11 protein-coding genes are annotated in these 13892 nt (G+C 71.9%); 4 read left to right on the forward strand and 7 right to left on the reverse strand.

The features are described 5' to 3' along the window. Positions 1-25: 25 nt before the first annotated feature. The gene (locus ACWGJ2_RS27605) at positions 26-2341 is read right to left on the reverse strand and encodes an RNA degradosome polyphosphate kinase (protein ID WP_453348955.1); all 2316 of its coding nucleotides are present in this window, start codon (positions 2339-2341) and stop codon (positions 26-28) included. A 286-nt stretch (positions 2342-2627) separates the two neighbouring features. Between ACWGJ2_RS27605 and ACWGJ2_RS27610 the strand changes: the two genes are divergently transcribed. From ACWGJ2_RS27610 to ACWGJ2_RS27620, 3 genes are read left to right on the forward strand one after another with little or no spacing between them, the layout of a single operon-like run. Then, on the forward strand, positions 2628-3440 hold the full coding sequence (locus tag ACWGJ2_RS27610; RefSeq protein ID WP_453348956.1) for a hypothetical protein: 813 nt from the start codon (positions 2628-2630) through the stop codon (positions 3438-3440). Beyond that, positions 3437-4597 carry a sensor histidine kinase gene (locus ACWGJ2_RS27615; RefSeq protein ID WP_453348957.1) on the forward strand — a complete coding sequence of 387 codons (1161 nt, stop codon included), beginning with the start codon at positions 3437-3439 and terminating at the stop codon, positions 4595-4597. Before ACWGJ2_RS27610 ends, ACWGJ2_RS27615 begins: the two co-directional genes overlap by 4 nt. After that, positions 4594-5265, forward strand: a complete 672-nt coding sequence (locus tag ACWGJ2_RS27620) for a response regulator (RefSeq protein WP_453348958.1) — start codon at positions 4594-4596, stop codon at positions 5263-5265. Before ACWGJ2_RS27615 ends, ACWGJ2_RS27620 begins: the two co-directional genes overlap by 4 nt. Positions 5266-5478: 213 nt before the next feature. Here ACWGJ2_RS27620 and mshD read toward each other — a convergent pair whose 3' ends face one another. Next, complete coding sequence (gene mshD, locus ACWGJ2_RS27625) at positions 5479-6396, reverse strand: mycothiol synthase (protein ID WP_453348959.1); 918 nt, start codon at positions 6394-6396, stop codon at positions 5479-5481. Between the two features lie 165 nt (positions 6397-6561). Here mshD and ACWGJ2_RS27630 point away from each other — a divergent pair, with 165 nt between their 5' ends. Then, positions 6562-8436: a bifunctional metallophosphatase/5'-nucleotidase gene (locus ACWGJ2_RS27630; protein WP_453348960.1), complete on the forward strand. Its 1875-nt coding sequence runs from the start codon at positions 6562-6564 to the stop codon at positions 8434-8436. 102 nt (positions 8437-8538) lie between these two features. Here ACWGJ2_RS27630 and ACWGJ2_RS27635 read toward each other — a convergent pair whose 3' ends face one another. The 5 genes from ACWGJ2_RS27635 to ACWGJ2_RS27655 form a co-directional block, all read right to left on the reverse strand. Then, positions 8539-9210, reverse strand: a complete 672-nt coding sequence (locus ACWGJ2_RS27635; protein ID WP_453348961.1) for an NADPH-dependent FMN reductase — start codon at positions 9208-9210, stop codon at positions 8539-8541. A gap of 61 nt (positions 9211-9271) precedes the next feature. Next, positions 9272-10768: a HAMP domain-containing sensor histidine kinase gene (locus tag ACWGJ2_RS27640; RefSeq protein WP_453348962.1), complete on the reverse strand. Its 1497-nt coding sequence runs from the start codon at positions 10766-10768 to the stop codon at positions 9272-9274. Next, positions 10768-11499 carry a response regulator transcription factor gene (locus ACWGJ2_RS27645; RefSeq protein WP_453348963.1) on the reverse strand — a complete coding sequence of 244 codons (732 nt, stop codon included), beginning with the start codon at positions 11497-11499 and terminating at the stop codon, positions 10768-10770. The genes ACWGJ2_RS27640 and ACWGJ2_RS27645 overlap by 1 nt, the downstream gene beginning before the upstream one ends. Before the next feature lie 37 nt (positions 11500-11536). Beyond that, a complete protein-coding gene (locus tag ACWGJ2_RS27650) occupies positions 11537-12721 on the reverse strand; it encodes a S1C family serine protease (protein ID WP_453348964.1) in 1185 nt (394 codons plus the stop codon). A gap of 142 nt (positions 12722-12863) precedes the next feature. Then, positions 12864-13892, reverse strand: a complete 1029-nt coding sequence (locus ACWGJ2_RS27655) for a LacI family DNA-binding transcriptional regulator (RefSeq protein WP_453348965.1) — start codon at positions 13890-13892, stop codon at positions 12864-12866.

Below are 13892 nucleotides of genomic sequence, written 5' to 3' on the forward strand. Positions count from 1 at the left end.
CGCGCACCGCGGGTCGCGCCGCGGGTCATGTCGCCGGGCCACGTCGGCGCCTCCGCGCTTCGATCAGCGTCTCCTGGATGTTGCGCAACGGCTGCCCCTCCTGGTCGTGGGCGTACCGCGTCCAGTCGCCGTCCGGGCCCAGGTGCCAGGAGGCGGTGTCGTCGGACATGCCCGTCTCCAGGAGCCCGTTCAAGGAGGCGCGGTGGGCGGGATCGGTGACCCGCAGCAGGGTCTCGATCCGCCGGTCCAGATTGCGGTGCATCATGTCGGCGCTGCCCAGCCACACCTCGGGCTCGCCGCCGTTCCCGAACACGAAGACCCGGGAGTGCTCCAGGAAGCGCCCCAGGACGCTGCGCACCCGGATGTTCTCGCTCAGCCCCTCGACACCGGGGCGCAGCGCGCAGATCCCGCGCACCCACACGTCGACGGGCACGCCAGCGCGCGAGGCGCGGTAGAGCGCGTCCACGACGGCCTCGTCGACCATCGAGTTGACCTTGATACGGACGTACGCCGGCCGCCCCTCGCGGTGGTGGGTGATCTCCCGCTGGACGCGGGTGAGCAGCCCGTCGCGCAGTGACTTGGGCGCGACGAGCAGCCGCCGGTACGTCTCGCGGCGCGAGTATCCGGAGAGCCGGTTGAACAGGTCGGACAGGTCGGCGCCCACCTGGTGGTCGGCGGTGAGCAGGCCCAGGTCCTCGTAGAGCCTGGCCGTCTTCGGGTGGTAGTTGCCGGTGCCGACGTGCGCGTAGCGGCGCAGGTTCTCGCCCTCCTGACGCACCACGAGCGACAGCTTGCAGTGCGTCTTCAGCCCGACGAGCCCGTAGACCACATGGCAGCCCGACTCCTCCAGCTTCCTGGCCCACTTGATGTTGGCCTGCTCGTCGAAGCGCGCCTTCAGCTCGACGAGGACCAGCACCTGCTTGCCGGACTCGGCCGCGTCTATGAGCGCGTCGACGATCGGCGAGTCACCCGACGTGCGGTAGAGGGTCTGCTTGATCGCCAGCACGTCAGGGTCGGCCGCCGCCTGCTCCAAGAACGCCTGCACGGAGGTGGAGAAGGAGTCGTACGGGTGGTGCAGCAGGACGTCGCGCTCGCGAAGGGCCGCGAAGATGTCGGGGGCCTGCGCCGACTCCACCTCCGCGAGGTCCCGGTGCGTCCCGGCCACGAACTTCGGGTACTTCAGGTCGGGGCGGTCCAGCGCCGAGACGATCCCCGAGAGCCCGCTCAGGTCCAGCGGGCCCGGCAGCGGGTACACCTCGGCGTCCGAGATCTTCAGCTCGCGCACCAGCAGGTCCAGCACGTACGGATCGATCGACTCCTCGACCTCCAGCCGCACCGGAGGCCCGAAACGACGCCGCAGCAGCTCCTTCTCCAGAGCCTGGAGAAGGTTCTCGGTGTCGTCCTCCTCCACCTCCAGATCCTCGTTCCGCGTCACCCGGAACATGTGGTGCGCCAGCACCTCCATACCGGGGAACAGCTCCTCCAGATGCGCCGCGATCACGTCCTCCAGCGGGACGAACCGGCGCGACGACGCCTCCAGGAACCGCGAGAGCAGCGGCGGCACCTTCACTCGCGCGAAGTGGTTGTGCCCGCTCACCGGGTTGCGCACGACGACGGCCAGGTTGAGCGAGAGGCCCGAGATGTACGGGAAGGGGTGCGCGGGGTCGACGGCCAGCGGCGTCAGCACGGGGTAAATCTGCTGCCGGAACAGAGTGAACAGGCGCTCCTGCTCCGACTCCGTCAGCTCCGTCCAGCGGATCAGGTGCAGGCCCTCTTCGGCGAGCGCCGGGGCGATGTCCTGCTGGTAGCAGGCCGCGTGCCGGGCCATGAGCTCACGCGAACGCGTCCAGATCTGGTCCAGCACCTCGCGCGGCTGAAGCCCCGAAGCGGAGCGGGTCGCGACGCCCGTCGCTATGCGGCGCTTCAGGCCCGCGACGCGGACCATGAAGAACTCGTCCAGGTTGCTCGCGAAGATCGCCAGGAAGTTCGCCCGCTCCAGCAGCGGGGTCTCCGGGTCCTCGGCCAGCTCCAGTACGCGCTCGTTGAACGCGAGCCAGCTGCGCTCACGGTCCAGGAACCGGCCCTGCGGCAGGTCTTCCGCTTCCGCGTCCGGGCCGCGCCCGTCCACGAAGGCGTCGGCGTCGGCGTCGAGGTCGGGCTCCAGGGCGGGCGCGGAGCCGCCCACCGCGTGCGGGCGGTGGGCCGCGATCGATCCCACGGACGGCTGTGCGGTATGCGGTGCGGGCTGGCTCATGTCCCCATTGTTCCGCGACGCGGCGGGGCCGGGCGCGGTGTGGGGAGCCTCCCAGTGGAAAGGGGAGGGGTGAGCGGCGGGCTGCATTCCGCGATGCTCGCAAGCGAGTTTGAATCAATGGTTACGCCCACATGGCGCACAGGCGATGTCCAGGGGGGCGGTTCCCCTTCCCGGGGTGCGGAGGAAACGGCGGTTGCCCCTTCACTGGCTGTGCCCCTTCACGGGGTGCGGGGTGAAGGGGCACACGGGGTGCCCGTTTCTCACGGGGTGCGCTCTGTGGACGCCTCTCAGAGGTGGTGAGGAGTCCGAAAGAGACGGAGGGGCGTAACCATTGGCGGATGTGCGGGTGCTGGTGGGCGGCGAGGCTGCTGGCATGTCCCTACAGCACACGCCCGCCCCCGAGTGTGGCGCGCAAGAAGAAACTGTCCGGCTCCCCCGCGGCACCTGGTTCCCTGGGCGGTTCATCGGTGGGGCGGCTCTCGTCCTCGCTCCCGTCGTCTGGTGCGTCGGGCTGCTCCTGCGCTACCTGGCCATGCGCACGGCGGGTTTCACCTCGGAGCAGTTGGCGTGGTTCGACAGCCGGCCGTTCCCCGCCTACGGCCAGCTCGCCGCTTTCCAGGCCGGCACCGGCCTGACCACCGCGGGCTACGGATGTTTCGCCGCAGGCGCCATCCTGCTGTGCATCGCCTTTGTCGCCCTCGCCGGGATCGTCGCCGTACGCGCCCCGAGACTCGCCGGCATCGGCGGCACGCTCGTCGTGATCGGCCTGTTCTGCCGCCTGTACTGGGCCGGGGTCGACCACACCGCCTTCCAGCTGATCGAACCGCTGGGGCTCGACCGGGCCACCCAGTTGGTGATGGCCGACTACACGGACATCTCCTACGGGCCCCTGCGGGTGCCCATCACGGCCGCCTTCGCCCTGTACGCCGGCACGGCGGTGCTCGCCGTCGGGGCCTTCCTGTCGAGAACCTTCGGTACGGGGCGGCTGGTGCTGTTCCTCCTCGCGGGATCGCTGTGGACCGGTGCGCTCAAGGAGAGCGGGCTTCTCGATGTCGTCCTGTCCGTCGGCCTGTGCGCGGTGCTCGTCCCCATCGGTGTTCGCGTGCTCCGGGACACCGTGCCCGAGCTGCGCGGTCAAGGGGTGCTCGCGACCGGACGCAGTCCGTGGAGGATCCTGAGCTGGTGATACAGCCACCATGCACGGCGCGGATGTCGGCGAATCCGAGTAATCCGGTCCGTCGCCGGCTGCGGGCCTGGCTGCTTCCCGTCGTCGCGTTCGGCAGCGCGTTCTTTCCGGCCGCGCTGCCCGGTCCGTACGGTCCCGCATGGCCGGTGCTCGCCTCGGTGCCCGGCCCGGTCGCGGCCACGGTGGTGGGGCTGCTGGCGGCGGTGGCGGTCCGGACCGCCTCGGAGTGGCCGTGGCCGCTGTTTTTGATCGCAGGCGTCGACTCTGTGGTCAGGTCGCCGGGGCTGCTGGTATCGGTGGCCTCCTACATGGCCGCGACCTCGTATCGGCGACCTCGCCATCTGGTGCTCCTCACCTTGGCCGCGAGCCTGCTGGTGGCGGTGCCACGGCCGGGAGTCGAGGCGATGTCGGCGCTCGGCGGTGTGGCGCTGTTCGTCTGGCTGCCCGTCGTGGGCGGGCTGTGGCGGGGTGCCCGGGCACAGGTGGTGGCCGGGCTGCGCGAGCGGGCCGAACGGCTGGAGCGGGAGCAGGCCGTACGGACCGAGCAGGCCCGCGCGCAGGAACGTGCCCGCATCGCCCGCGACATGCACGACGTCGTGGCCCACCGCGTCTCCCTGATGGTGCTGCGCGCCGGAGCCCTGGAGATCAACGCCACCGACGAAAAGACCGCGGAGGATGCGGAGCTCATTCGCACCACGGGAAAGGAGGCGCTTGTTCAACTCCGCTCCGTGCTAGGTGTTCTGACGGATGCGAAGACGACTGCGCCCTTCCTGCCGGAGCCGACGCTCGCCGACCTCGAACGGCTGCTGGAGCAGTCGAGGTCGGCGGGCGTCCCCGTCGAGCGGCAGGACGAGGGCACCGCGCGCGACGTCCCCGCCATGGTCGAGCACACCGCCTACCGGGTCGTTCAGGAAGCGCTCACCAATGTCCACAAGCACGCCGTCCGGCCCACGGTCCGGGTGGCGGTACGGCACCTGCCCTCGGCGTTGGAGGTCACCGTCACGAACACCGCCGCGCACGTCCCCGCTCCCCCGCTGCCCGGCAGCGGCTTGGGGCTCGTCGGTCTGCGGGAGCGCGTCGAACTGCTCGGGGGGCAGTTCGCGGCTGCCCCCGAACCCGCCGGAGGGTTCGCTGTCACTGCGAGACTGCCGACATGACGCGGACCTCCAGCCCCATCCGCACCCTGGTAGTCGACGATGAAGCCCTTGTCCGGGCCGGCCTGCGCATGATCCTCGAAGCTGCCGGGGACATCGAGGTGGTCGCCGAGGCCGACTCCGGAACCGCCGCGGTCGACGGGGTCGCGCGCCACCGGCCGCACGTCGTCCTGATGGACGTACGCATGCCCGGTATCGACGGTGTGGGCGCGCTGGCGGAGATCAACCGGCTGCCCGACCCGCCGGCCGTGATCATGCTGACGACCTTCGACCGCGACGAGTACGTCCACGGCGCCCTCCGCGCCAGGGCCGCCGGGTTCCTGTTGAAGGACACAGCGCCGCGCGACCTCATCGCCGCCGTCCGTGCGGTCGCAGAGGGCAGCGCGATGCTCGCGCCGACGGTCGCGAGGCGTCTGATCGATGCCTACGCCGGACAGCGCTCCGCCGACTTCGTCGCCGCCAGGCAGCGTCTGTCGGTCCTGACGGACCGCGAGCGAAGGGTCGTCGGCGCGGTTGCCCGCGGGCTGGCCAACGCAGAGGTCGCCCGTGAGCTGGGGATGTCGGAGACCACCGTCAAGGTCCACGTGAGCCGGTCTCTCACCAAACTTGGCCTGTCCAACCGGGTACAGATCGCCCTCCTCGTCCGCGACGCGGGCAGCCCGGGGAGCTGAGTCACGGACCGATAGTCACACTGAGCACGCCGCGCCCACCCACACAGCCGCACCCGGAACACGACGCACCGCCCAGCGCAGCGCCCCGCACCCCGTGAAGCCGCACAAAAATCAGCGCGGGACCCTACGGCACCCACCACACCGGCCGACCGTCCCGCGCAACACCCCGTCACAGGGCGCACCCCGAAAACGCCGAACCGCCCAGTGCAACGTCTAGCTCTCCGTGCGGTACATCAGGTCCGTTTCATGGGTGCGGAAGCCCAGGCCCTCGTAGACCGCCACCGCCGCACCGTTGTCCGCGTCGACGTAAAGCATCGCCGTCGGCAGCCCCCGGTCCCTCTCCAGGTGGCGCAGGCCGACCGCCGTGAGGGCCTTGCCCAGGCCGCCACCCTGCGCGCCGGGCGCGACGCCCAGGACGTAGACCTCCCCGAGCTGCTCCGCGCTGTGGACCTTCGTCCAGTGGAAGCCCACCAGCCGCGGCCCCGCACCGTCGCCGCTCCCCTCGCGCTCGGCGAGGAAGAAGCCCGCGGGGTCGAACCAGGGCTCGGCCTTCCTGTCGTCGAGGTCGCGCTGGGTGAGCCCGCCCTGTTCGGGGTGGTGCGCGAACGCCGCCGCGTTCAGCTCCAGCCAGGCCGCGTCGTCCTCACCGGGCCTGAACGTCCGCACCCGTACGCCCTCGGGCAGCGCCGGCGCGGCAAGGTCGAGCCCGGCCAGCGGACGGCGGAGCTGGCGCAGCTCGCGGAAGAGGGTGAGGCCGAGGACCTGCGCCAGGTGCCGGGCCGCCGGGTGGCCGCCGTGCGCCCAGACCCGCAGCCGACGCCCGGACGCGTCGAGCAGCGCCTGCCCGAGCCGCCGCCCGTAGCCCTTCCCCCGGTGCGCGGGGTGGACGACCAGCTCACCGGCGGGCGCCTCCACGGGGTCGGTGTCCTCGAGCTGGGCGTAGCCGACCAGCTCTCCGCTCTGCCTCAGCAGCAGGTGCCTGACCCCCGTGCGGCGCCCGCCCCGCAACTGGAGCCGCCCCTGTTCCGATACGGCCGACTGCCCGTCGGCGCGGGCCGCCTCGTCGATCAGCTCCTGCGCCTCCCGTACGACCTCGGCCGACGCCTCGTCCGTTACCACCACGTCGCTCATGGGACACGACCTTACGACCCGCCCCGAATGTGCCGGACCACCACCGCGAAACCTGACGGTAACCCTCGTCGTCCTGACACGCTACGCGCGTTGACCTAGGCTGCCGTCCGCACCGAAGGTCCAGACGGTCCAGACGGTCAGTCATCCGCAGAGGGGCACGTATCCATGACAGGAACTCCCGGCGTCAGAGGCATCGGACGAGAGCGGCACTCCGGGCGGCGAGGGCGGCGGCGGTTCGCCGTGGCCGGTGCGGCGCTGGCCGCCGCCGCGGGGCTGCTGGGCGCGGCCACCACCGCACCGGCCGCCACCGCACCAGCCGCCACCGCACCGGCGGGCGCCGACTCCCCTGGCGCCGCACACGGCAAGCGCACTGTGGACGTCCAGATGCTCTCCTTCAACGACTTCCACGGGAACCTGGAGCCGCCCCAGGGCTCCTCGGGCCAGGTGGCCGAGACGCAGCCGGACGGGACGGTGAAGCAGATACCGGCGGGCGGCGCCGAGTATCTGGCCTCCAGTCTGCGGACGGCGCGCGAGGGCGAGGGCTACGAGGACTACACCGTCACGGCGGCGGCCGGTGACATGGTCGGGGCCAGCCCGCTGCTGTCGGGGCTGTTCCACGACGAGCCGACCGTCGAGGCGATGAACCGGCTCGGGCTCGACGTGACCTCCGTCGGCAACCACGAGTTCGACGAGGGCAAGGACGAGCTGAGGCGGCTCCAGAACGGCGGCTGCCACCCGGAGGACGGCTGCTACGAGGAGGGCCGGACCTTCGCGGGCGCCGACTACCCGTACCTCGCGGCGAACGTCACCCACGAGGGCACGGGGAAGCCGGTCCTGGACCCGACGTACGTGTGGAAGCACAAGGGCGTGAAGATCGGCTTCATCGGCGTCACCCTGGAGGGCACCCCGGACATCGTCTCCGCCGACGGCGTGAAGGGGCTCGACTTCCACGACGAGGTCGAGACGATCAACGCGTACGCGAAGAAGCTCCAGGCCAAGGGCGTGAAGTCGATCGTCGCGCTGGTCCACGAGGGCGGGCTGCCCGCGAGCACGTCGTACAACTACGACTGCGACAGCCCGGGCCCCGGCGACGGCATCTCGGGCCCCGTCGCCGACATCGCGAAGAAGGTCACCCCGAAGGTGGACGCGCTGGTCACGGGCCACACCCACCAGGCGTACGCGTGCACCGTGCCCGACCCCTCCGGCACCCCGCGCACGGTCACCTCGGCGGCGTCCTTCGGCAAGCTCTACACGGACACGACGCTCACCTACGACCGCGCGACGAAGGACATCGTCCGTACGCGTGTGAAGTCAGCGAACCACGTGGTGAGCCGCGAGCAGCCGAAGGCGAAGGACATGACCTCGCTCATCGCGCGCTGGAACAAGCTGGCGGCGCCGGTCGCGAACAGGCCGGTGGGCTGGATATCCGAGGACATCCCGGGGCGTGGCGCCAAGACCCCCGAGTCGCCGCTCGGCGATCTGATAGCCGACGCGCAGCTCGCCCACGGCCGCACCCACGACGAGAGCACCGACCTGGCGCTGATGAACCCGGGCGGCATCCGCGCCGATCTCGTCCACGCGGCCTCGGGCGGCGAGGGCGACGGCGTGGTCACCTACGGGGAGGGCTTCGCGGTCCAGCCGTTCTCCAACACGGTCAACCTCACCAGCCTGACGGGCGAGCAGGTGCTCCAGGTGCTCCGTGAGCAGGTCAGCGGCGCGAACGCGGCGTCGCCGAAGATCCTCCAGGTCTCGGAGGGCCTGGCCTACACGCTCGACATGACGGCCTCGGGCGCCGACCGCGTCGTCGCGGACTCGGTGCGGCTGAACGGCGAGCCGCTGGATCCGGGCGCCACGTACCGGGTCGCGCTGAACTCCTTCCTCGCGGGCGGCGGCGACGGCTTCCCGACGCTCGCGAAGGGCGGCGACCCGTATGTGGGCGGGGACGACCTGGAGGCGCTCCAGACGTATCTCAGCGCCAACTCGTCGGCCGACGCGCCGCTTCACGCGCCTGCCGCCGACCGGATCACGGTCGAGGACTGACGCGGGGACGGAACGCGCCTGCGAGGGGGCCCCGTCGCGATCAGCGATCACGGCGGGCCCCCTCGCCCCCTCGCCCCTCCGCCCCCTCACCCCCTCGCGGGTTCAGCGCGCGGCCCCGTAGGGCGTCCTCGTACGGGCCTCGCGCAGCGCCCTGCCCCACCATTCGAGCTGGCCCAGCATGTTGCGTGCCGCCGCGCCGGTGTCCTTGGCGTCGTGGGGGCGGCCGTCCTCGTCGAAGCGTTCCCAGGCCATGTGGAAGCTGAGCGCGTCCCGGACGGTGACCGCGTGCAGCTCGGGGAAGACCTGCCGCAGTTGTTCGACGGCGCGCAGGCCGCCCGACATCCCGCCGTACGAGACGAAGCCGACCGGCTTGGCGGCCCACTCGCCGTGAAACCAGTCGATGGTGTTCTTCAGGGGCGCGGGGAAGCTGTGGTTGTACTCGGGTGTCACGACGACGAACGCGTCCGCGTTCCCGAGCCGCCGCGAGAGGCCGTCCCGCACGGCCTCGACCCCGGCGGGCAGCGGAGCGGAGAAGTCCGGGAAGGCGACGGGCAGCACGTGCTCGGCCTCGGCCAGGTCGATGAGGTCGACGTCGAAGCCGCCGTGTTCCCGGGCCTCGGCCGCGAACCAGTCGGAGACGACGGGCCCGAAGCGGCCCTCCCTGACGCTTCCGACGATGACGGCCAGCCGCAGCACGTCCGCGCGGTCGTCCTCGGGAGTGGCGGCGGCACTGGCCTCGGGGGTGGCGGAAGCGGTGACGGTGGCGGTGCTCATGACGGGCTCCTCTGGTGTCGTGGCCTGCTCGGTCACCCCAGAGTCGTCCTTCAAGTGAGGTTTAAGTCAAGCGCCCGCTGCCCAGGACGTCCTCAGCGCCCGTCTCCCCGCCCTCACCGGGCAGTTCGGGCGGCGGCGTCGCCGCGCCGGGCAGCCGCAGCACCGCCACCGTGCCGGGCCCGTGCCCCTCGCCCGAGCCGGTCCCGGCCGCCGCCTCGTCCGCCGGGCCCAGCCCGATCTCGCCGCCGAGCTGCTGCGCCGTACGGGCCACGATGGACAGCCCCAGCCCAGAGCCGGGCAGGCTGCGCGCCGACGGCGAGCGCCAGAACCGGTCGAAGACGTACGGCAGTTCCTCGGCCGGGATACCGGGCCCACGGTCCCGCACCCGCAGCGCGCCCTGCGCCAGCTCGACGGTGACCACACCGTCGGCCGGGCTGAACTTGACCGCGTTGTCCAGCAGATTGACCACCGCACGCTCCAGCGCGGCGGGCTCGGCCCGCACGTACCAGGGCGCCAGCGCCGTCTCGATCGTCACGCCGGACTTGCGCAGCCTCGCCCGCTCCACGGCGCGGGCCGCGATCTCGTGGAAGCCGACGACCTCGGCGTGCCCCGAGCCCGGGGTGGCGTCGGGCCTGGACAGCTCCTGCAAGTCGCCGATCAGCGCGGCGAGTTCGGTCATCTGGGCCCGTACGGACTCCAGCAGCTCCTTGCGGTCCTCGGGCGGCAGCGAGCGCCCGGTCTCCTCGCTGCGGGTCAGCAGGTCGATGTTCGTGCGCAGCGAGGTCAGCGGCGTGCGCAGTTCGTGCCCCGCGTCGGCGATGAGCTGCTGCTGCAACTCGCGCGAGGAGGCCAGCGCTGCCGTCATCGAGTTGAAGGAGCGTGAGAGGCGGGCGATCTCGTCGTCCCCGTCGACGGGGATGCGGACCGCGAGGTCCTCCGTGCGCGCGATGTGCTCGACAGCCCCTGTCAGCCGGTCCACGGGCCGCAGGCCGGCGCGTGCCAGCGCCACACCTGCCCCTGCCGCGCCCAGCACCCCGGCGCCGCCGACGGCCGCCAGGATGAGGGCCAGCTTGCTCAGTGAGTCGTCGGTCTCGGTGAGAGGACGGGCCACGGAAACGGCCACGTTGGTGCCCTCGACGGGGGTGGTGAGCACGCGGTAGTCCGTGCCGTCGCTGGCCCGCGAGGTGTGCACGGCCTCCTGCCGGGTGCGCTTGGCGACGGCCGCGTCGCTGTCGCTCACGTCCAGCTTGCTGCCGACGATCACGCAGCTCTTGCCGTTCCGGTCCACGACCTGGACGGTCGCGCCGAACGGGTTGGGCGCGCGGTCGTCTGCGGGGGTGCACTGGCCCGAGCGGACCTGGTCCACGATGAACCCTGACTGGACGCGGCTGTTGCGCAGCGACTCGTCCAGCGAGCCCATCAGCTCGGCCCGTACGAGGAACCAGCAGGTCGTCGCGCACGCGGCCACCGCCAGCGCCACGGTGACGGCGGCCAGCAGGGCCAGCCGCGACCGCAGGGGCAGGGCGCGCCGTGCGCGCGCCGCCGACCAGGGTGCCATCACGCCGACTCGTCCCGCAGTACGTAGCCCACGCCGCGCACCGTGTGCACGAGGCGCGGCTCGCCGCCCGCCTCCGTCTTGCGCCGCAGATACATCACGTACACGTCCAGGGAGTTGGAGGAGGGCTCGAAGTCGAAGCCCCAGACGGCCTTGAGGATCTGCTCGCGGGTCAGCACCTGGCGCGGGTGCGAGAGGAACATCTCCAGCAGCGTGTACTCGGTGCGCGTCAGCTCCACGGGCCTGCCGCCGCGCGTCACCTCGCGGGTGCCGACGTCCATCCGCAGATCGCCGAAGACCAGCACCCCGGCGTCACCGCCCGCGCCCGCCGCGCCCCGGTCCTGCGCGTACGAGCTGCGCCGCAGCAGCGCCCTGATGCGGGCCAGCAGCTCGTCGAGTTCGAAGGGTTTGACGAGGTAGTCGTCGGCGCCCGCGTCCAGTCCCGTGACGCGGTCGCCGACGGTGTCCCTCGCGGTGAGCATGAGGATCGGCACATGGCAGCCGCCCGCGCGCAGCCGCCGTGCCGCCGTGAGTCCGTCCATGCGGGGCATCAGCACGTCGAGGATGATGAGGTCGGGACCGTAGGCGTCCGCCTTCTCGACCGCGTCCAGGCCGTCGACGGCCTCCTCGGTCCCGTACCCCTCGAAGCTGAGGCTGCGTCGCAGCGCGTCCCGCACAGCGGGCTCGTCGTCGACGATCAGCACCTTCATGGACTCCGACTCCGTGGCCACCATGGTGACTAGCTTCGCATCACCGGTGGCGACGTCCTGACTATCCATTGCCGTCCCGCAGGTCGTCCAGGATCTTCTTGACGTCGTTGACGGGGATCGCGAAGCCCAGGCCCACGCTGCCCGAGTCGCTGGCGGAGGCGCCGCCGGAGCCGGACGAGGAGGAGTACATCGCGGAGTTGATCCCGATGACCTCCCCGTCCATGTTGAGGAGCGCTCCGCCGGAGTTGCCGGGGTTGAGCGAGGCGTCGGTCTGGATGGCCTTGTACGAGGTGGTGTCGCCGCCGACCTCGCCGTTGTACTGGCCGCCGCCGAACTCGAACGGCCAGCGCTGGCCGCCCTGCCCCTGGCCCTGTCCCTGCTGCTGGCCGTCCTCCTTCTGGACGGTCACCTCGCGGTCGAGGGCCGAGACGATGCCGCTGGTCACCGTGCCGGACAGCCCCTCGGGGGAGCCGATGGCGACGACCTGGTCGCCCACGCCCACCTTGGAGGAGTCGCCGAGGGTGGCCGGGGTCAGGTCGCTGACGCCCTGCACCTTGATCAGCGCCATGTCGTGGTCGGGGCTGGTTCCGACGACCTCGGCCGTCGCCGTCTTGCCGTTGCTGAAGGTGACCTTCACGGACTGGCTGCCGGAGACGACGTGGTTGTTGGTGAGGATCTCGCCGTCCTCGGAGATGACCACGCCCGAGCCCGTCGACTGGCCGTTGCCCGAGGTCGCCTGGATCTCCACGACGCTGGGGCTCACCGCCTTGGCGACGCCCGCGACGGTCCCGTCGGCCGCGGCCGACGACGCGTTGGTGCCGCTCACGGTGCTGGTGGCGCTGGTCCGGTCGTTGCCGCCGAGGAGCTGCTGCACGCCGACGGCCGTACCGCCGCCGATCACCGCCGCGCCGACGGCGACGGCCGCGAGCAGCGCGACGGGCCGCCGCATCCGGCGCTTGCGCCTGCCGTGCGCGGGCTCTGCGGCACCGGGCTCGGGCTGCGCGAAGGTCCCGTCGGCCGGGGGCGGCGGCGGGAAGCCGTCGCCGGGCGCGGGCTGCGGGAGCCGCGCGGACTCCGCGTGCTGTGCGGGCTGCGGCGCGGCGGGCTGGACAGTGGGCTGGACGAGGGTGTCGTCGGCCGCGGGCCGCGCGTGGTCCTCGCCGTAGGGCGCCGGGCCCGGCTCGTACGGGGGCACCGGCGGCGGGCTCACGGGAGGGGGCACCTGGGAATCGCGGTATTCGCTCATGCCACCGAGAATGGGCGCCCACTATGAGAGCTTCCTGAGCCCTGCCTGAGAAGCAGCCGAGATTCCGGTGGCTGTACACCGACAAGTACGGGAAGAGTACGGGCCCGGCCCGTACCCGCCCCTCGTTCCGCGTCGTCGCAGGTCAGTCCACGTCGCAGCCGCAGGAGCGGCGCAGCACCAGGCCCGAGGGGAACTGCCGGACGCGCTCGCGCCGGGAGCCCACCACGCGCAGGGAGTCGTCGAGGACGAGGTCGACGGCGGCCTTCGCCATGCCCTCGCGGTCCGAGCCGACGGTGGTCAGGGGCGGGTCGGTGAGGGCCGCCTCCTTGACGTCGTCGAAACCCACCACGGCCAGCTCGCGCGGCACGTCGATGTTCAGCTCGCGCGCGGCCCGCATGACGCCGATCGCCTGGTCGTCCGTCGAGCAGAAGACGGCCGTCGGGCGGTCGGGGCCGCTGAGCAGGCCGAGCGCGTGCCGGTAGGTGTCGTAGCGGTTGTAGGGGGCCGGGAAGAGGCGCCCCTCCACCGACTTGCCCGCCTCCCGCATCGCACGGCTCCAGCCCTCGACGTGGTCGGTCACCGGGTCCCCCGACTTGGGGGTGGACTCGCCGCCGCCGAGGCAGGCGACGTACTCGTGCCCGTGCTCCAGCAGATGCCGCGTGGCCATCTGGGCGCCACCGACGTCGTCGAGCCTGACGGCGACGTCGTCGATGGCCTCGGGGCGGCGGTGCAGGAGCACGACGCGCGCGTCCCACGCGTCGATCTCCACGGCCGCGTGCTCGCTCGGCCCCTGGCTGATGAGGATCAGCCCGGAGACCCGCATGCCCAGGAAGGCCCGCAGATAGTGGACTTCGCGCTCGTCCAGGTAGTCGGAGTTGCCGACGAGGACCATCTTCCCGCGCTCGGCCGCCGCCTGCTCGACGGCGTGCGCCATCTCCGCGAAGAACGGCTGCCGCGCGTCCGGGACGATCAGCCCTATGAGATCGGTGCGGCGCGAGGCCATGGCCTGCGCGACGCGGTCGGGGCGGTAGCCCAGCTCCTTGATCGCGGCGAGCACCCGCTCTTTGGTGGCCGGTGCGACCGGTCGGGGTCCGTTGTTGATCACATAGCTGACGACCGCGGTCGACGTACCCGCCAGTCTTGCCACATCGTCCCGCGTCACCTTGGCCAC

Source organism: Streptomyces sp. NPDC054796 (assembly GCF_053611545.1).

Coding starts and splice junctions, on each gene's coding strand:
- ACWGJ2_RS27605 (WP_453348955.1), bottom strand. CDS start 2,341: ATGCAGCCCGCCGCTCACCCCTCCCCTTTCCACTGGGAGGCTCCCCAC.
- ACWGJ2_RS27610 (WP_453348956.1), top strand. CDS start 2,628: ATGTCCCTACAGCACACGCCCGCCCCCGAGTGTGGCGCGCAAGAAGAA.
- ACWGJ2_RS27620 (WP_453348958.1), top strand. CDS start 4,594: ATGACGCGGACCTCCAGCCCCATCCGCACCCTGGTAGTCGACGATGAA.
- mshD (WP_453348959.1), bottom strand. CDS start 6,396: ATGAGCGACGTGGTGGTAACGGACGAGGCGTCGGCCGAGGTCGTACGG.
- ACWGJ2_RS27630 (WP_453348960.1), top strand. CDS start 6,562: ATGACAGGAACTCCCGGCGTCAGAGGCATCGGACGAGAGCGGCACTCC.
- ACWGJ2_RS27635 (WP_453348961.1), bottom strand. CDS start 9,210: ATGAGCACCGCCACCGTCACCGCTTCCGCCACCCCCGAGGCCAGTGCC.
- ACWGJ2_RS27640 (WP_453348962.1), bottom strand. CDS start 10,768: ATGGCACCCTGGTCGGCGGCGCGCGCACGGCGCGCCCTGCCCCTGCGG.
- ACWGJ2_RS27645 (WP_453348963.1), bottom strand. CDS start 11,499: ATGGTGGCCACGGAGTCGGAGTCCATGAAGGTGCTGATCGTCGACGAC.
- ACWGJ2_RS27650 (WP_453348964.1), bottom strand. CDS start 12,721: ATGAGCGAATACCGCGATTCCCAGGTGCCCCCTCCCGTGAGCCCGCCG.